Origin of the sequence: uncultured Desulfobulbus sp., assembly GCF_963662935.2 — a bacterium.
GTDB lineage: Bacteria > Desulfobacterota > Desulfobulbia > Desulfobulbales > Desulfobulbaceae > Desulfobulbus.
Map to the genome: position 1 here is coordinate 535,836 of NZ_CAXXTL010000002.1, position 17,336 is coordinate 553,171.

The 17,336-nt window shown below is 56.4% G+C and carries 15 protein-coding genes and 1 pseudogene; 4 read left to right on the forward strand and 12 right to left on the reverse strand.

All coding sequences use genetic code 11. From position 1 onward, the window contains the following. Positions 1-52 precede the first annotated feature (52 nt). The 3 genes from aas to ACHZCX_RS06700 are packed head-to-tail and all read left to right on the forward strand — an operon-like array spanning position 53 to position 5,323. The gene (aas, locus tag ACHZCX_RS06690; RefSeq protein WP_319586466.1) at positions 53-2,200 is read left to right on the forward strand and encodes a bifunctional acyl-ACP--phospholipid O-acyltransferase/long-chain-fatty-acid--ACP ligase; all 2,148 of its coding nucleotides are present in this window, start codon (positions 53-55) and stop codon (positions 2,198-2,200) included. Position 2,201: 1 nt separating this feature from the next. Next, entirely contained in the window at positions 2,202-3,446 is a 1,245-nt protein-coding gene (locus ACHZCX_RS06695) for an amidohydrolase family protein (RefSeq protein WP_319586467.1), read from the forward strand. Further along, positions 3,443-5,323 (forward strand): MFS transporter, encoded by a 1,881-nt coding sequence (locus ACHZCX_RS06700; RefSeq protein WP_319586468.1) that lies wholly within the window; start codon positions 3,443-3,445, stop codon positions 5,321-5,323. The genes ACHZCX_RS06695 and ACHZCX_RS06700 overlap by 4 nt, the downstream gene beginning before the upstream one ends. An 83-nt stretch (positions 5,324-5,406) precedes the next feature. On the opposite strand, the gene ACHZCX_RS06705 is transcribed toward ACHZCX_RS06700, so the two are convergent. The 8 genes and pseudogenes from ACHZCX_RS06705 to ACHZCX_RS06740 form a co-directional block, all read right to left on the reverse strand. Continuing rightward, on the reverse strand, positions 5,407-6,189 hold the full coding sequence (locus ACHZCX_RS06705) for an SDR family oxidoreductase (RefSeq protein ID WP_319586469.1): 783 nt from the start codon (positions 6,187-6,189) through the stop codon (positions 5,407-5,409). A gap of 66 nt (positions 6,190-6,255) precedes the next feature. After that, positions 6,256-6,487: pseudogene (locus tag ACHZCX_RS06710) on the reverse strand (carboxymuconolactone decarboxylase family protein); the annotation flags it as partial. A 20-nt stretch (positions 6,488-6,507) separates the two neighbouring features. Continuing rightward, positions 6,508-8,205 (reverse strand): AarF/ABC1/UbiB kinase family protein, encoded by a 1,698-nt coding sequence (locus tag ACHZCX_RS06715; protein ID WP_319586470.1) that lies wholly within the window; start codon positions 8,203-8,205, stop codon positions 6,508-6,510. An 8-nt stretch (positions 8,206-8,213) separates the two neighbouring features. Beyond that, on the reverse strand, positions 8,214-8,522 hold the full coding sequence (locus ACHZCX_RS06720; RefSeq protein WP_319586471.1) for a hypothetical protein: 309 nt from the start codon (positions 8,520-8,522) through the stop codon (positions 8,214-8,216). A 74-nt stretch (positions 8,523-8,596) separates the two neighbouring features. Next, positions 8,597-8,965, reverse strand: a complete 369-nt coding sequence (locus tag ACHZCX_RS06725; protein ID WP_319586472.1) for an RNase adapter RapZ — start codon at positions 8,963-8,965, stop codon at positions 8,597-8,599. Next, positions 8,962-9,369: a hypothetical protein gene (locus tag ACHZCX_RS06730; RefSeq protein ID WP_319586473.1), complete on the reverse strand. Its 408-nt coding sequence runs from the start codon at positions 9,367-9,369 to the stop codon at positions 8,962-8,964. Before ACHZCX_RS06730 ends, ACHZCX_RS06725 begins: the two co-directional genes overlap by 4 nt. Before the next feature lie 31 nt (positions 9,370-9,400). Continuing rightward, complete coding sequence (locus tag ACHZCX_RS06735; protein ID WP_319586474.1) at positions 9,401-11,182, reverse strand: chloride channel protein; 1,782 nt, start codon at positions 11,180-11,182, stop codon at positions 9,401-9,403. Then, the gene (locus ACHZCX_RS06740; protein WP_319586475.1) at positions 11,167-12,372 is read right to left on the reverse strand and encodes a dGTP triphosphohydrolase; all 1,206 of its coding nucleotides are present in this window, start codon (positions 12,370-12,372) and stop codon (positions 11,167-11,169) included. Before ACHZCX_RS06740 ends, ACHZCX_RS06735 begins: the two co-directional genes overlap by 16 nt. 242 nt (positions 12,373-12,614) lie before the next feature. On the opposite strand from ACHZCX_RS06740, the gene ACHZCX_RS06745 reads away from it, so the two are divergent. After that, complete coding sequence (locus ACHZCX_RS06745; RefSeq protein WP_319586476.1) at positions 12,615-12,791, forward strand: hypothetical protein; 177 nt, start codon at positions 12,615-12,617, stop codon at positions 12,789-12,791. A gap of 285 nt (positions 12,792-13,076) precedes the next feature. On the opposite strand, the gene ACHZCX_RS06750 is transcribed toward ACHZCX_RS06745, so the two are convergent. Genes ACHZCX_RS06750 through ACHZCX_RS06765 form a run of 4 tightly spaced genes read right to left on the reverse strand, consistent with a single transcriptional unit; the run spans position 13,077 to position 16,825 of the window. Continuing rightward, a complete protein-coding gene (locus tag ACHZCX_RS06750) occupies positions 13,077-13,802 on the reverse strand; it encodes an ABC transporter ATP-binding protein (protein ID WP_319588721.1) in 726 nt (241 codons plus the stop codon). Between the two features lie 13 nt (positions 13,803-13,815). Further along, the gene (locus ACHZCX_RS06755) at positions 13,816-15,030 is read right to left on the reverse strand and encodes an ABC transporter permease (RefSeq protein ID WP_319586477.1); all 1,215 of its coding nucleotides are present in this window, start codon (positions 15,028-15,030) and stop codon (positions 13,816-13,818) included. Continuing rightward, on the reverse strand, positions 15,027-16,223 hold the full coding sequence (locus ACHZCX_RS06760; protein WP_319586478.1) for an efflux RND transporter periplasmic adaptor subunit: 1,197 nt from the start codon (positions 16,221-16,223) through the stop codon (positions 15,027-15,029). The genes ACHZCX_RS06755 and ACHZCX_RS06760 overlap by 4 nt, the downstream gene beginning before the upstream one ends. Next, entirely contained in the window at positions 16,220-16,825 is a 606-nt protein-coding gene (locus tag ACHZCX_RS06765; RefSeq protein WP_319586479.1) for a TetR/AcrR family transcriptional regulator, read from the reverse strand. Before ACHZCX_RS06765 ends, ACHZCX_RS06760 begins: the two co-directional genes overlap by 4 nt. Positions 16,826-17,336: the final 511 nt, after the last annotated feature.

Genomic DNA, 17,336 nt, shown 5'->3' on the forward strand with positions numbered 1-17,336 from the left:
TATAGACTTATTTAATTTCACCAATGACCGCCCTGTTGAGAGGAACCCTGTCATGATTCGTTCGTTGCTGATTCTGGTGTTACGTAGCCTGTGCCGTCTGCTCTTCCGGGTGGAAATCAAAGGAAAGATGTCGTCAGGCCTTGCCGCCGAACGCCTCCTGGTGGTCGCCAACCACGAATCCTTTCTCGACGGCCTGCTGCTCGGCCTCTTCCTGCCGCTCAACCCGGTCTTTGTCGTCCACACCGCGATAGCCACTAACCGTTATTTCCGCCTTATCCTCTCGCTGGTTGATTATCTGGCCGTGGATCCCACTAACCCCATGGCTATGAAAAAGGTGGTTCGCCTGCTCGAGGGCGGGCGCCCGGTGGTGATCTTTCCTGAAGGCCGCATTACCACCACCGGTAGCCTGATGAAGGTTTACGAAGGACCAGCCTTTGTCGCGGCTAAGACCGGGGCCACCATCCTGCCGGTGCGGTTGGACGGACCATCGCGCAGCTATTTTTCAAGGCTGTCCGGCAAATATCCCAAAACTTTCTTCCCCAGGATCCGCATCACCATCCTGCCGACAACCCGCATTCCAATGCCCGAGGCTCCAACCGCCAAGTTACGGCGGCGGCTGGCCGGAGAGGCGATGCGCTGCCTGATGCAGGAGATGGTCTTCTCCTCCCGGCCGCAGCAGACCCTATTTGCCGCCCTCTGTGACGCTGCTGAAATTTTTGGCCCAAACCGGCGGGTGCTGGAGGATGTGCGGCAGATCGAGTATTCTTACAACGACCTGTTGAAGATGGCGCTCCTCCTCAGCCGTCAGGTAGAACGGATCACGCAGGAGAACGAACGGGTCGGCCTGCTGCTGCCCAACATGGCACCCACACTCGGCTTGCTCCTTGGCCTCTCCGCACGCCGCCGGGTGCCGGCCATGCTCAACTACACCGCCGGCATTGATTCCATGCAGGCCGCCTGCACCGCTGCCGAACTCAGTACTCTCCTCACCTCCCGCGCTTTTGTCGAGCAGGCCAAGCTGACCGATAAGTTGGCGGGGTTGCACGATATCCGCCTCGTCTATCTGGAAGATCTCCAACAACAGATCCGTCTTGCCGATAAAATTTGGCTGATGGCCTATGCGATCCATGCGCCCCGGGCTTTTGCCCTGCCCTCTTCACCGGAGGATCCCGCGGTTGTCCTCTTCACCTCGGGCTCGGAAGGCATGCCCAAGGGGGTGGTTCTGTCCCACCGGGCCATCCTCGCCAACATCGCCCAGGTGCGGGCGGTGATCGATTTTTCCGTGGACGACAAGGTGCTCAATGCCATGCCGATCTTCCACTCCTTTGGCCTCACCGCCGGCACCCTCCTACCGGTGCTCACCGGCGCCAACCTCTTTCTCTATCCGACGCCGCTCCACTACCGGATCATTCCGGAGCTCGCCTATGATCGCAACTGCACCGTGCTCTTTGGCACCTCGACTTTCTTGGGCAACTACGCCCGATTCGCCCATCCCTACGATTTCTACCGCCTCCGCTATGTGGTCGCCGGGGCCGAGAAACTCTCCGAGGCAGTGCGCGGCCTGTGGTTTGAGAAATTTGGCATCCGCATCTTTGAAGGGTACGGCGCCACCGAGACCGCCCCGGTGCTGGCAGTGAACACCCCCATGGCCTACCGCACTGGCACAGTCGGCACCCTGCTGCCGGGGATCGAGGCCCAACTGGTGGCCGTACCGGGCGTCGAACACGGCGGCATCCTCCATGTCCGCGGACCCAATGTGATGAGCGGCTATCTCAAGGCCGACCGGCCGGGAGTCGTGCAACCACCGGCTTCCGCACTGGGTGCGGGCTGGTATGAGACCGGCGACGTAGTAACCATCGACGATGAAGGTTTCGTCAGAATCGTGGGCCGAATGAAACGATTTGCCAAAATCGCTGGTGAGATGATCAGCCTGGAGGTGGTGGAAAAATTGGCCGTGGCGGCCTCTCCTGAGCAGATCCATGCCGCCACCACCCAACCCGATGAGGCCAAGGGCGAAGCCCTGGTGCTGTTCACCACTGACCCGGCACTCAATCGTGACCTTTTGGCAACCAAGGCGAGAGAGCTCGGCATTCAGGAACTGGCCGTACCGCGCAAGATCCGTTTGGTCGAGACCCTGCCGCTCATGGGCACCGGCAAGGTCGATTATCTGAGCCTGCAGCGGCTCGCCATAGGTGCCTGACATGGAATCTCTCCTGACCAGACGTCGTTTTCTCCTCCTGCTGGCAGGCTCAGCCGTTACGGGAACTGCCAGCTGGGCGCTTACCAAGCCGGTCCTGATCAACCCCTGCCGGGCGGCGATCCCGCCGGAACTCGCAGCCAGTCCCTGGTTGCAGAAAGTGTGGTCCGGGCTCGATCCCGCCCAGGTGTGGGATTGCCATGTCCACCTGGCCGGTACCGGTGACAGCGGCAGTGGGATCGTCATCGGTCCCCAGCTCTCCTCCTACCTGCATCCGGTGCAATACGGGCAGCGGCTGTTCTACATGAATGCCGGCTGTGCCCAAAACGAGGCTGGCCAGGTTGACCGGAGCTATGCCGCGCGCCTCCTCAACCTAACCGAGTCCCTGCCCCCCGGTTTTAAAGTGCTGCTGTTTGCCTTTGATCGTTTCCATGACGAAACCGGGCAGCCCCGCGACGAGCAGTTGTCCTTCTATGTCCCGGATAGGTATGCGCGCCAGTTGGCCGCTGCCCACCCCGCACGGTTTGAGTGGGCGGCATCCGTTCATCCCTATCGGCCCGACGCTCTGGAGGCCCTGCATTCGGCCGTGACCGACGAAGCACGGGCGGTGAAGTGGCTGCCTTCGGCAATGGGCATGGATCCGGCCTCGCCCCGATGCGACCCCTTTTATCGGGCCCTGGCCACGGCAAACCTGCCGCTCATTGTCCACTGCGGCAGCGAACAGGCGGTCAAAGGAGAACACCGGCAGCATCTCAATAACCCGCTCCGTTTACGGCGGGCACTGGACGCCGGCGTGCGGGTGGTGATCGCCCACTGTGCCTCCGTGGGCCAGGATATCGACCTGGACCGGGGTCAGGCAGGCCCCGCAGTCAGCAGTTTTCGTCTCTTTTCCCGGATGATGGCTGAACCGAGATCAAACGGGCTGCTTTTCGGTGACATATCCGCTGTTACCCAACGCAACCGTCCCCTGTCGGTTCTCAAGACCCTGCTGGAACGCACTGACTGGCACAACCGCCTATTACAAGGTTCCGATTATCCGTTGCCGGGCATCCTGCCCCTGACCACGCCAACAACCCTGGCCAAAGCCGGCTTGCTGCCCGCTGACGCCGTTCCCGACCTGAAACGGGTGCGCGAGCACAATCCCCTGCTCTTTGATCTAGCCATCAAACGCCTCCTTTCCTGGAAAGGTCATTCGTTTTCCGCCTCGGTCTTCCACACCCAACAATTTTTTCAAAAGGCATCACTATGAGTTCACAGTTTGGCCTCCTCAAAACAGGTAGTTTCGCACCGTTTTTCATCACTCAGTTTCTCGGGGCTTTTAACGACAACCTGTTCAAGAACGCCCTGATTGTTCTGCTCACCTTTCAGGCAGCCAGCTGGACCAGCCTCAAGGCTGAAGTCCTGGCCAACCTGGCGGCGGGTATCTTCATCCTGCCCTTCTTCCTTTTTTCCGCCACCGCTGGTCAACTGGCAGACAAATACGACAAAGCCACCCTGGCCAGATTGGTCAAGATCTTAGAAATAGGGATCATGGTCGTGGCAGCAACAGGTTTCTGGCTGCACAGTTTATGGCTGCTGCTGACCGCCCTTTTCCTGCTCGGTTGCCATTCCACCCTGTTCGGGCCGGTTAAATATGCCATTTTGCCCCAACACCTGCATGAAGATGAACTGGTGGGCGGCAATGCCCTGATCGAGGCCGGCACCTTTGTCGCCATCCTCATCGGCACCCTGACCGGTGGCCTGCTGGCCGGTGCGGTGACGCATCCGGTGTGGATCGCCGTTGGCGGTCTGGTGGTGGCAGTCGCCGGATATCTGACCAGCCGTGGCATTCCGACCGCCCCGCCACCGGCACCGGAGCTGCGAGTCAACCCCAACCCGATCACCGAAACCTGGCACAACATTGTCTTTGCCCGGGAAAACCGTTCGGTCTTCCTCTCCATCCTGGGCATTTCCTGGTTCTGGCTCTACGGGGCGCTCTTTTTGGCCCAGTTTCCGGCCTATGCCAAAAATGTTCTGGGCGGCGGCGAAGCGACGGTGACTCTGTTGCTGGCCACCTTCACCGTTGGCATCGGCGTCGGCTCCCTGCTCTGTGAGCGGTTGTCGGGCAAGCGGGTGGAAATCGGCCTAGTGCCCTTCGGCTCTATCGGCTTGACCCTGTTTGGCCTTGATCTGGCCTTTGCCTCACCCTCCGGGCTGATTGCCGGGGCGCCCCTTGGCCTGTGGTCATTGCTCGGCCAGATTGGGACCTGGAGAATCCTGGCCGACCTCGCCCTGATCGGCATGTTCGGCGGTTTCTTCATCGTCCCCCTCTACGCCCTGGTGCAGGTGCGCAGCGAAGCCAAACATCGGGCCCGGATCATCGCGGCCAACAACATCCTCAATGCCCTGTTCATGGTGGTAGGGGCCCTGGCAGCAGCGGCCATGCTCAGCGCCGGCCTGACCATTCCCCAACTCTTCGGCCTCGGCGCCCTGTGCAATGCCGTGGTCGCGCTCTACATTTACGGCCTAGTACCGGAATTCCTCCTGCGCTTCCTGGCCTGGCTGCTGGTGCATGGGGCTTATCGGCTGGAAAAAAAGGGGCTTGAGCATATCCCGCTGGATGGTCCGGCTGTCTTGGTGTGCAATCATGTCAGCTTTGTCGATACGATGGTGGTCATGGGCGCATCACCGCGACCGATACGTTTTCTGCTGGATCGCCGCTATTTTCATATACCGATATTGGGCTATCTCCTGCGTCGCAGCGGAGCCATTGGGATTGATTTTGATGATGACCAGCCAGAAACCTTTGCGCAGGCCGTGAAGGAAGCAGCTGCAACCCTGGCCGCCGATGAATTGCTGGCCTTGTTTCCGGAAGTGACCCTCACCCCGGACGGTGAGATCCAGCCTTTCCGTCCGCTCATTTCCCGCATCCTGGCAAGCCAGCCGGCACCGGTGATCCCCATGGCGCTGCAGGGATTGTGGGGCAGCTCTTTTTCGAAAATCGCGGGCCGCGCCATGCAGCGCCCCTTTCGCCGTGGCTTTCTTTCCCCCATCGCCTTGGTGATCGGCGCTCCGCTCGGCGCTGCTGAGTCAACTCCGGAACGGCTGCAGGCAGAAGTGACCTGTTTACGGGGAGAATGTCGATAGAAAGAACGTGTCGGGAAGGTGCGGTGTAGGGAACGACAACGGGTTCGCCACTATTGAGAGTGGCGAACCCGTTTTTATGATGATCAGGGAGAGGTCTGACCGGTGGGGCGCATCATGATTTCGTTGACGTGGACGTGGGGCGGCAGAGTCAGAAGCCAGCGGATGCCCTCGGCGATGTCTCGCGGTTCGAGCAAGGTCCCGAACTGAGCCGTGAATGTGCCGAAATTCTCCGCATCATAGCCGGCAACCTGCTGGAATTCCGAGGTGACGATACCGGGCATGACGGTGGAAACCCGTACCCCGTGGGCGCAGACCTCACGACGCAATCCCTCGGCGATGGCCGAGACGGCAAATTTGCTGGAGCCGTAAAACCCACTGACCGGCGAGACGTTGCGGCCGACCACCGAACTGATGGCCACGATATCACCACCCTGCCGCTGCACCAAGTATTGCCCGGCCCGGCGCATCAGGTGGGCAGCTCCCAAGACATTGATTCGATAGAGTTCCTCCCATTGAGATTCGTCGCTGCCCAAGATGCCGCCGGCCAAGCCGCGTCCTGCATTGACGACCACAATATCATATTTATTGCCGCCCTCGCTCCAGGCCAGAGTCTGTTCGAGCAGGGCATCGATATCGGCACCCACACCGGCATCACCGGCAACCATCAGGGCCTTGCCACCCAGGGCAACAATCTCCGCCGCCACCTGCGCCAATTTTTCCTGACGTCTGGCTTGCAGAACCACCGCCGCCCCCTCACCCGCAAGGGCAAAGGCTGTTGCACGGCCAATTCCGGCACTGGCACCGGTGACGATGGCGGTTTTATGAGCAAGCGATTTGTTTGCCAGATTTTGTTTGTTTGTCTCCATCTGTTCCTTTCTCCCTTGATGAACAATCGTTTCAAACAGTTGGGTACCGAGACAACCAACGTCCGATTATGACTTTCCCGGCTCGTCGCGCTCCTTGAACACCACTTTGGCTGCAAACAATCCGTTCAAGGCGGCGGGAAATCCGACGTAAACCGCCATCTGCATGATGTCTTCGACGACCTCTTGCCGCGAGCAGCCGACCTTGAGTGCGCCATGAAATGCACCTTCAACTGGGCCGCGGCGTTGCCCAAAGCAGTCAACACGGCACCACCTCAATCTCCCGCGACTTGAGATCAAGCCCAGCCTACCGTTGAGAAATCACATACGCCCGTGGCGAATAATAGAGAGCAGCAGCCAGAAGCCCATGACGCCGGCCACCAGAAAGCCGATCAGGCCGATGACCGGGATGCTATGCCAATGCGGCGGAATGCCGGAGAGTACGATGAGGGAACTGCCCACAATCAGGGCAGCCAGAACAATGGCAAAACTGATGCGGTTCGACACCCGGTCAAGCGTTGTACCCAGTGATTTCAGGCCCCGATGCTCAAATTCGAGCCGCATCCTGCCGCTACGCAGCTGGTAGAGAATGGTACGCAACTCTTCGGGCAGGTCGCGCAACAAACGGAGATAGGCCGAGCCGGTGAGCGAGATTTCCTCGGCGATCCGCCCGGGCTGCATCCGTCCCAGTCGAATCTTGCGCATAAAGGGTTTGGCCAGATTGATCAGTTCGAGCTTGGGATCGAGCATTAATCCCACCCCTTCCACCGTGCTCAAGGCCTTCATCATCAGGTAGAGGCCGGGTTTGAACGAGAGCTTGTGCCGCGAAACCAGATCAAGCAAATCCTGAAGAATCTTACCGGCCTCGAGTTCCCCCAGAGGGCGATAAAGATACATATCCATCAGGCTGCCCAGATCACGAGCCAGGTTCTCCCGATCGACCTCGCCCAGCTGGACCGTCACCTTGAGGACGCCGGTTACGATCTTCTGCTCGTTGCCCGCCACCAGATCAAGCACCAGATCGGTAAAATCCTCCCGATCCTTGAGCGACAGCCGCCCCATCTGGCCGAAATCAATGAAACAGACCACATTGTCCGGCAGGATAAAGACATTGCCCGGATGGGGATCGGCATGGAAAAAGCCGTGAACAAAGATCTGCTCCATCACCAGATTGGCGCCGCGCTCGGCAATCAGGGGGAGATCGTAGCCCTGCTCCCGCAGCGTCTCGGTCTTGGAAGACTTTATGCCCGCCACATATTCCATCACCAAAATCCGGTCGGTGCTCAGCTCCGGATAGACCAAAGGCACATGGACGGCCGGATTACCCTCGAACTGGCGGGCAAAGCGCTGAATATTGGCCAGCTCGATGGAGAAATCGATCTCCCGGCTAAGACTGCGGGCAAACTCATGGACAATGGCCATGGGCTGATGCCCCTGGACCTCCTCGAGGTACTGTTCCATCAATTCGGCGATGTGGGCCAGAATCTCGAGGTCGACCGCAATGATGTTCTCGATGCCAGGCCGCTGCACCTTGACCACCACCTCGATGCCGTTGTCCATACGGGCTCGATGCACCTGGCCGATGGATGCGGCGGCCAGGGGTTCGGTATCGAAGTAATGAAAAATTTCCTCAGGATAACGGCCCAGCTCCTCCTTGAAGATGGCGTGGACCTCGTCCAGGGTAAACGACGGAATATCATCCTGAAGCTTGGCCAGCTCATCGAGGAAATCGGCGGGGATCAGGTCGGGCCGAGTGGAGAGCAACTGACCGAGCTTGATGAAGGTCGGTCCCAGCTCCTCAAAGACCAGTCGTAACCGTTCGGGCCGCGAGAGGCGCGATATCTGCTCCCGCGGCTTACGGTTGATCATCTGCAGCCCGGACTCCAGATACTGATCGATGTGCAGGCGATCAACCAGATCGTTGAACCCGTACTTGAACAGAACCCGCAGGATGCGGTGATAGCGGTTGAGGTGCCTGTAGGTTCGGCCTATGGCGCCGAGTTTTCTGATACTGAACATGCGAAGAATTACTCGCCGTTGCCCCTATTGGTCACCACCTGCAGCTCCTCAATCTTGCGCTGCAGTTCGGCAATCTCATCCTTGGTTGCCAGGTTGAGCTGCTGGATCCGATCCTCGACACGCTTGTTGATCCAGAGATCCAACTGATCCTTGGCCTTTTCCGATTTGCGCAAGAGATCATCGACAAACTGCTTGCCCTCTTCCTGGGACATCTTGCCTTTCTCGATCAAATCGCCCTTCAACTCTTCGATCTTCTCCTTGGTCAAAAAAGCCGCACCGATACCGGCGTACACCAAGTTTTTCAGCATCTCTTTCATACGTTCCTCCGTTATTGAAAATGAGCGTTCAAACCTCTTTTTTAAACTATACGACGCGAACCCTTCCCATGCACCTATTCCTTGCCAATATCGCGATGGGAGACAACAGGACGTAAACCTTTTTCTTCCAGCAGGGACCGCAGATGTTCGACCACGGCAACCGAACGGTGCTTGCCGCCGGTGCACCCCACAGCCAGGGTGACTGATTCCCGCCCCCGGGCCGCGTATTCTTCGACAAGAAAGAACAGCAGGGGCGCAAGTAAAGCGAGAAATCGCGTCCCGGATTCGTTCTCGAGCACATAGCGGGCCACCGCCGCGTCCAGACCGGTGTAGGGTTTCAATTCCGGTACCCAGAAAGGATTGGGCAGAAAACGGACGTCCCAGACCAAATCGGCCTGCAACTGGCCGTGCTTGAAACCGAAGGAAGACAGAAGGATGTTCAAAGTCGCCACTTTTCCGGTAAACAATAAATTTTTAACGATTTACGGCGAATATATTCAACCGTAAGGTCCAACTCTTCCACCAGACGCGGAAATGTGAACTCTGTATCCTTTACCCATTTCTCACGCAAGCCCAGCAACGTACGTAAAGTGAGTTCGTGATAGCGGTTAAATCGGCGCAGCTCGAACACAACGGTTGATTGTCGATCTATCCAAGTTGCCTTGCTTTCTGGGTCTGGAGCAACAAGTTCTTTAATCAGACGATGATAAATTTCAAATTCTCTATGCTGTTCGTCACGCTTTCGAACAAAGACAAACTGGACGACAGACCACGCAAAAGCAATAGCTGTACCGACTATGCTTAGTACGGCAGCATTGTTTGAAAGCAAATTCAACAAAGTATTCACGTCCTTTTCTCGCTTGAATAATCACCACGTTTCAATCGGCCGAGCAGAGCATCCGGATGCTTTCGGCCCGTTCGTTGATGCCACGCTTGAGCATCTCATGGTTGTAGGCGGCAATCACATCCTGACGCTTGAGCATCCCCAGAACCCAGGGTTCCTCCAAGGTTTCCACCACCGGAATTTCGTCGATCCCTTTGACGTCAAACAGCTTCATCGCCTCGTAGAGATTGGTGTCCGGGGTGAGCATAATCACATCGCGGGTACAGATGGCGCCCACCAGATGACAGACGCGCTCCTCCTCGCTGTGAAGGACGGTTTTGACATCCTGCATCGACACCACCCCAACCATCAGCCCCTTGGCGTTGATCACTGGAAAATAAAAATGGTTGCGGGCAAACCGAAACAGCTCAAGCAGGTGATTAATATTGGCGGTCTCGCTGATAAAATCAACATCCTCGGTGATCGCCTTACCCACCCGGATCGATTTCATAATCGCCACCTCGCGGCCCTCGTGGATGTCGATGCCCTCGCGGGTGAAATCAACGGTGTCCATGGAATCTCCATAGAGCCAGGACGAGGTCATGGTGCCAACGATCGCGGTCAGCATCACCGGAATGATGATCATGTAATTGCCGGTCATCTCAAACAGTAAAAAAATGGCGGTCAGAGGGGCATGAGTGGTAGCCGCAAGAAATGCCCCGATGCCCACGGTGGCGTAGGCCCCGGCAGTGGCGGTGTATTCGGGGAAGAAGTGATGGACAATGCCGCCGTAGGCCCCGCCGAGCACCGCGCCGATGAAGAGCGCGGGGGCGAAAACGCCGCCAGCGCCGCCCGAACCGAGGGTAATAGCGGTGGCCAGGGATTTGAGAAAAACCAACACCATCATCCGCCACACCAGGGTGTCGCCAGCCAGGGCCTTGGCAATGTAATCATAGCCATTCCCCATCACCTGGGGAAAAAAGATGGCAATACTGCCGACGATCAGAGCGCCGAGGATCGGTTTAACCTGGGGATGGAGCTGCAGCCGCTGGAACCGATCGCGTACCAGGTAGAAAAAACGAATATGCAAGACCGCCGTTACCCCGACGAGAATGGCCATGACTGTGTAGAGCGGAATTTCGACAAAGGCGTTGACAATGGTGTAGTCCGGGATGGGAAAGGCTGGAATCGTGCCATAATAGGCACGGGAAACCACGGTGGACAAGGCCGAGGCAATCACCAGCGCGGAAAAGGAGGAAATCTCATAGGTGCCCAACAGGACGATCTCGGCGGCAAAAAACATCCCGGCCAAGGGTGCGTTGAAAATGCCAGCAATGCCGCCGGCGCAACCGGCAGCAATATAGACCTTCATCCGCTTGCCCGAGACCCGGAACCGCTGGCCGACCTGCGACCCGAGAGCACCGCCGATCTGGGCGATCGGCCCCTCAACCCCCGCAGAATTGCCGGAACCGATAGTCAGTGCGGTGGCAATGATCTTGATGAAGATATTGCGGGCCCTGATCACCCCGTTTTCCAGGTTGACCCGGCGGAGAAAACTGGTGAATCCGTAGCCATTGACTCTTCCGGGAAAGGCCAGGGAAAGGGGGATGAGCAGGGTAACGCCAATCATCGGCAAGATCGGCAGCAGCAACCGGCGCCACCCGCCGTCACCGATGCCCAGCGCCTCGTAGCCCCAAACGAAAATCACCTCGTGCACCAGATCAACTGCCTCACGAAAGACAATAATAGCCAGGCCCGACATAACGCCGATACAGGCGGCTATCAGAATCATCCGTGCCCGTTCCCCCGGCAGAAATTTTTTTACTCTGGCAAACATATCCGCTCCGGAATCTCGCAACCGATGGCCTCGGCCTGACGTAGAAAATAGGCGTCGGTCATGCCGGCCAAGTAATCGCGGACCATGGCGGCCGGGCTGTGCGCACCCATATAGGCTGGCGACATGGACCGGAGGAAACCGCGCTCGCCCCTTTCCCCCTTCACCCGTTCCAGGTAATGCTCGAACAAGCGTTCGTAACAACCATGAATTTTGGCGCAATCCGGTTTAAAGGCAGGGTTGGTGTAGATGCGCTGATAATTAAAGGCCTTCAACCGGCGCAGGGCTTGGCCCGCTTCCTCGCTGAAGCCAATGAAATCACTGGCAGCATCGTTCAATCCCGCCTGGCGGACCTGACCGCTATTGGCGAGAAGGTCGGTAACCAGAGTGTACACGATGGTGCCATTACTGTTGCCGAGCACGGCGGTGCAGGATTCGGGAATCTCCTCGCGGACTATCAACTGCAGTTCGATGGCATCCTCGATGTCGCGGCCGACATAAGCAATGGTGTCGGACAGCCGGACCACGCAACCTTCCAGGGTCATCGGTGCCAGCGGCAGGCTCGGCTCGCCGAGTTTGTTGGCAATTTCCCGGTCATGGGCGGCAAAATCCTTACACCGTTCCGGCTGCAGTTGTCGGGCATGGACCTCACCATCATGGCAGAGAATGCCGTCCAGAACCTGGAGGGTGAGATTCCAGCCCATGCCACCCCTTTCAAAGCGATCGAGGAACTGTACCGACTGGATATTGTGCTGAAAGGAGGCAATTCCATGTCGACGGCATATTTTCGAAAGAATGTGCTCACCCTCATGTCCAAACGGCGGATGACCGATATCGTGCCCCAGGGCAATGGCCTCAATCAAATCCTCATTGAGCCCGAGAAAGCGGCCAATGGTCCGGGCAACGCGCGAAACCATCTGCACATGCAGCACCCGGTGGGTGATATGGTCGTTGTCCACCAGGGAGAAGACCTGAGTTTTATCGATATAGCGGGTGTAGGCTTTGGAATGGAGGATACGGTCGGCATCCTGGGCAAAAGGCTGGCGATGGTCAGCCAAGACTTCCCCAGTCCGGCGGACGGCATTGCGGCTGAGGCAAGCAAGAGCACTGAAAGCGGAGTGTTCCCTATCATCCAGTTCCTTCTTGATAGCGTTTAACCAATCCTGGTGTGGTGCAGATCGTTGTCCAACCATAGCCCCCCCTATGACGCCTCAGAAAAAGGGGAGCATAACAAAAACATCTTTCGAATAAAATATATTTCAGTGACCAAAATCCGAACAAGGCGCAAACTATCTGCACCGGAGAGGAAGGACGATGCTGGACAAAAAAGAGAGCAGGCCTTGTTCAGCACTCCACCCTTTCTTATAGTTATAATTCCTTATCGTTTTTCCCTCCCCGTACCTACGGCGAGCAAACATCAACAAAACGGTGTGCCATGTCAGAACAAAAAAAACGACCCGACCCAGCCAAGGTGGCCTTTCTCCGCTCCCTGCCCGTAGAAGTCAAGGCAAGCATCAGCGGAGAAGAAGCGGAACAGTTCATGTTCGGTACCGAAATCCCCGAATCGCTGTACTATAAAATCAAAGACTACCTCCTGGAAAGCGACAAATAAGGGATTGTAATGTCATTTTCAGAAGTCGAGTGCACCAATGTCAGAAGTCGAGTGCACTTGCTTGTTGTGTTGGAGAGACATGCGAACAAAGAGTGAGAGTTCTCTCTACCAATTTATGCTTAAGATGAAATGGTAGAGAGATATAGTGGCTTGCAAATAAAAAAATCCGGCGCGCATCAACTATGAATATAGGGACAGCGGAGGAATTGGAAATATTGAATTAGTTCAAATAGAAAGATATCGGTTTGAAACCTGTTTTGATTTAACCGACCCCATGTTCGGCAATTAACGGCTCGATTTATAGTTGAAGTTTCTCCCTTCTCCCTTCTCCTCGTAGGTCACGCCATCACGAATATTATAAATACGTTTGAATGTGGGAATAATCTTTTCGTCGTGGGTGACCACGATGATTGCGGTCTCAAACTTGCGGGCCATGTCATTGAGAATCCGGATGACCGCTAAAGCTCGTTCACTGTCAAGGGGTGCGGTCGGCTCATCAGCAAGGATGACCGGTGGACGATTGACCAAACCACGCGCGATAGCGACCCGCTGCTGCTCTCCTCCGGAAAGTTGGGAGGGCATTGCCGTGGCGCGATGCCCGACATCGAGGGCTTCCAAAAGCTCCATGGCCTGTTTGCGGGCTTCACGATTTGATTGACCAGCGAGCATCGGCAGCAAGGCGATATTGTCCGTGACATTCAGAAACGGAATAAGATACGGGGCCTGAAAGACGAAGCCGATTTTATCGCGGCGCAGGGCCCTTAGGTCTTTAATTTTCCATTTATTGTCATAAATTATTGCATTGCCGAGCGTCATGCGGCCAGTCGATGGTTCGATGATGGCTCCCAAACATTTGAGCAATGTCGTCTTGCCGGAACCCGAAGGGCCTATCAGGCCAACGACTTCACCTGGCGCAACAGCCATATCCACGTGCTTGAGGGCGTCAACAGCGGTATCGCCTTGACCGTACCGTTTGCTCAACCCTTCGATACGAATCCCCCGTGCTGCTATTTCAGGATATTGGTTATCCACCGATGGCCTCCGCAGGGTCGACGTTCAGCGCTGCTCGGATCGCCACGATGCTGGCGAGTACGCAGATGAGCATCACCGCCACAAACCCTCGCAGGGCATCCCCGGGTTCAAGCAGCACGTACTTCGGAAAAATGGGCGCCCAGAATGTCGCGACAATTTTGCCTACAACAAATCCGATGAGACCGAGAGCCAAGGATTGCTGAAGGATCATCGCAGATATGGTGCGGTTTCGGGTGCCGATAAGTTTCAGCACCGCGATCTCCCGGATTTTCCCCAAGGTCAGCGTATAAATGATAAAGGCAACAACCGCAGCGCTGACGATGGCAAGAATGACCAGGAACATGCCGATCTGCTTGGCCGAGGTGGCAATCAATTTTGCAATCAAGATCTCCTGCATCTGCGCCCGGGTATAGACGGTCAAGCGCTTCCAGCGGCGGATCGGCTCCGCGACACTTTCAGGATCTGATCCGGGTGTTATTTGGACAAGCACGGCGTTGACATAGGGGTTGGTGCTTTGTGAGGCGATGAGAGCATCGAGCAAACCGGGAACGCCGGGTCGATTGAGCGCCTGGTTCTCTGCGGTGCGGGCCCGTTGCCGGACGATGGCATCGTTATCTTTGAGGAATTGCGCTTCTTGAGCGTCCTTGAGCGGGATAAAAACCATGGGGTCGCCCCCCGAAGACACCATGCGTCTGGTCAATCCGACAACCGTAAAGAGGTTGCGGCGGATTTGAATGCGATCGCCCAAGGCAAAACCGGTGGCAATGTCAGCCACCGCTTCGTAATGCCCCCGGGTGATGTGCCGCCCAGCCACCAGGTAACCTGGCTGTCCGGGATGGCCCGGTCCATCCGGAGTGATGCCAACCACCATGGCCCGCACATCCCGTTGAATTGCCATTCCCGTTTGGCGCACTTGCATGGTCAGATAGGTGACATTGGCGGCTCGAACGACTCCGGTCATGCCGCGAATGCCGCGATAGGTATCGTCGTAGATGCTTGACGATTCAGCGTAGGGTCCCAGGGTATCCTGCTGCACCACCCATAAATCGGCGCCGCTGTTGTCAAGCAGGACGTGCGCATCGTCAACCATGCCCCGATAGACGCCGGCCATGGTCAGGGTGACACCGATCAGCAATCCTAGCCCGATTCCAGTGAAGACGAACTTGCCCCATGCATGCAAGATGTCGCGGCCGGCCAAGCTGATCATGGCGATTGACCAATGATGCGATCAACAACTTTGATCCGGCTCTTGGCATGCAATACTTTCCGGCTGTAGGAAACGATGCGTTCGCCTCCATCGAGCCCCTTAAGAATCTGCACGCGGCCCTCGAGGTCGGATGCGCCGATTGTAACGGGTGAAAAAGACAAGTGATCATCTTGAACAATCCATACGCCAAGGTGACCATCGACACGCTGCAAACTGGCATTGAGGACAACAGGCATTGATTTTTGCGCAGCGAGTTCGACCGTGACTTCCGTCAATTCACCGATGGGCGGCAGCACTTTTGGCAGCTGCTGGAATGCCACTTTTGCCAACACTTCCTCGGTCACGGCGTCGGCCATTGGTTCGACGCGAACAACCTGTCCGGCCAACGGTTCCGTGCCATGGGAACGCAAGACGATCCGTGCCGGCAATTGCGCACGAAGCCCCAGAGCCCGCTGCTGATCGAAACGGACGTGTATCCAGATACTGCCGGGCTCCACGATCTCAACCACCGATTGTCCCGGAACCACGGTGGAGCCGGGATCAACGTCGCGGCGGGAGATGAAACCATCGACCGGCGACACCAAGCGCAGGTTGGCGCGTTGTTGGACTAATCCGTCACGCTCCGCACGCAGTCGAATGGTTTCCTGATGGACGACTTCCAAATTGGCGCGAGCTGTCGCTAACGCAGCGCGGGCAATATCGAATTCCTGTCGTTTGGTTTCAGATGCTTCGTTACTCACGGCACGAGTGGTCAGCAGTTGCTCGTAGCGTTTCGCCTGGGTCTCAGCAAAATTCTTGCGAGCATTTGCTTCTTGCATCTGTGCTTCAGCAGCACGGACAGTGGCTTCTGCCCGTTTAAGCGCCGCTTCCTGCGCATTAATGCGGTCATCAAGATCGACCGGATCCATTTCACCGAGTATCTGATTGGTTTTGACGTGGTCGCCAGATTGTACATTCAAGTAGTTGAGTCGACCGGTAAAAGTCGGTCCGATTTTATGAGTATAGCGTGCTTCGACGGTGCCGATGCCAAAAAGAGAGGGGGTGAGTTCTCTGCGCTCAACCGTCATCAGGGTTACGGGTATGGGGGCAAGAGGCCCGGAACGCATGGTAACATAGGCAAATAGGCCAAATAAAGGCAGCAGGATACCTGCCAGCATCATGGTTCGGCCATGGGTTGAAAGGAATTGCTTCATTTTTCACCTCGTATCCCGCGTCGGTAAATGATGAAAACACCAGGAGCCTCGGTGCGAATGTGCTGGATGTCTCCGGTCAACAGGGACTGCATCACCAACCCTTGGACAGTTCCAAGAAAGAGAATTGCAGCTGACCGGGTATCCACATCAAGGGAAATTTCTTTGATTGCCTTGCCTTGCTCAATGCAAGTGCAGATGCGCTCGGTGTACCGTTGAACAAGCATATGTGCGACCCGCTTGGCCGGCGTAAGTTCGGCTCGTTGCAGTTCACCAAAGAGCATCCGGGGAACGCCTGGGTGCTCAATGACAAACTCAATGTGGCTCATAAACATAGCCTCCATAGCTGTCAGAGGGGACTTGATGTTGTGTGCCGCCTGATCAATCCGCGCCAGAAGTCGATCTTGCACCCATTCCATGACCGCTTGCCAGAGAGCCTCTTTTGTTGAAAAGTGCCGAAAAAGCGCGCCTTGAGTCAGGTTCATCTGTTGGGCGATAGCGGATGTTGTAATTTCGCTCGGATTCTGCGAACCGGCTAGCTCAATGACGGCCTCGATAGTGAGGGCCCGCCGTTCCTCTGCGGGTAATTTTGTACTGATCTCCATGCATCCTCCCACGTGATTAGCAAGTAATTGGTTACTAACTTAATCATCAAAAACAACGAGAGCAATAAGGGCGGATAAATAGAAGTATATCTTTCATCCTCCCTATCAGTTGTTCCGACGGTCAGCCGAGGATCATGCAAGGTCCGCAAGCGTGCGACGGGCCCATTGAGCACCTTGCCGATAGCACCCAAGTTGATCGTGCTGTTCAACCTGCAAAAAAAAAGAAGCGGTCCATAGCCGCAAATGGCCCAAAGATAGTCAAAGTCCTCTCTGGTTTGTGGAGTTTCGATAACCTTCCCATGCAGCCAGGCCAGGAATTCGCTTTCCACGGCGATATGGTCCGCCAATTCCTAAAAGTAATGATCGTTCACCGACATCCTCTTCTTTGGGGCGACAGCCAACACCTCGCCGCTTTGACATTGTTAATAAGGAGCGCTTGTCGGCATTAGTATTGCCTCAATTTCCTTTGCAAACTACACCTCTACTTAATTTTTAATGGGAAATAATTGAC

Excerpts from the sequence above, each read along its gene's own strand:
- aas (WP_319586466.1), top strand. The coding sequence starts at position 53 with ATGATTCGTTCGTTGCTGATTCTGGTGTTACGTAGCCTGTGCCGTCTG.
- ACHZCX_RS06695 (WP_319586467.1), top strand. The coding sequence starts at position 2,202 with ATGGAATCTCTCCTGACCAGACGTCGTTTTCTCCTCCTGCTGGCAGGC.
- ACHZCX_RS06700 (WP_319586468.1), top strand. The coding sequence starts at position 3,443 with ATGAGTTCACAGTTTGGCCTCCTCAAAACAGGTAGTTTCGCACCGTTT.
- ACHZCX_RS06705 (WP_319586469.1), bottom strand. The coding sequence starts at position 6,189 with ATGGAGACAAACAAACAAAATCTGGCAAACAAATCGCTTGCTCATAAA.
- ACHZCX_RS06715 (WP_319586470.1), bottom strand. The coding sequence starts at position 8,205 with ATGTTCAGTATCAGAAAACTCGGCGCCATAGGCCGAACCTACAGGCAC.
- ACHZCX_RS06720 (WP_319586471.1), bottom strand. The coding sequence starts at position 8,522 with ATGAAAGAGATGCTGAAAAACTTGGTGTACGCCGGTATCGGTGCGGCT.
- ACHZCX_RS06735 (WP_319586474.1), bottom strand. The coding sequence starts at position 11,182 with ATGTTTGCCAGAGTAAAAAAATTTCTGCCGGGGGAACGGGCACGGATG.
- ACHZCX_RS06740 (WP_319586475.1), bottom strand. The coding sequence starts at position 12,372 with ATGGTTGGACAACGATCTGCACCACACCAGGATTGGTTAAACGCTATC.
- ACHZCX_RS06745 (WP_319586476.1), top strand. The coding sequence starts at position 12,615 with ATGTCAGAACAAAAAAAACGACCCGACCCAGCCAAGGTGGCCTTTCTC.
- ACHZCX_RS06755 (WP_319586477.1), bottom strand. The coding sequence starts at position 15,030 with ATGATCAGCTTGGCCGGCCGCGACATCTTGCATGCATGGGGCAAGTTC.
- ACHZCX_RS06760 (WP_319586478.1), bottom strand. The coding sequence starts at position 16,223 with ATGAAGCAATTCCTTTCAACCCATGGCCGAACCATGATGCTGGCAGGT.
- ACHZCX_RS06765 (WP_319586479.1), bottom strand. The coding sequence starts at position 16,825 with ATGGAGATCAGTACAAAATTACCCGCAGAGGAACGGCGGGCCCTCACT.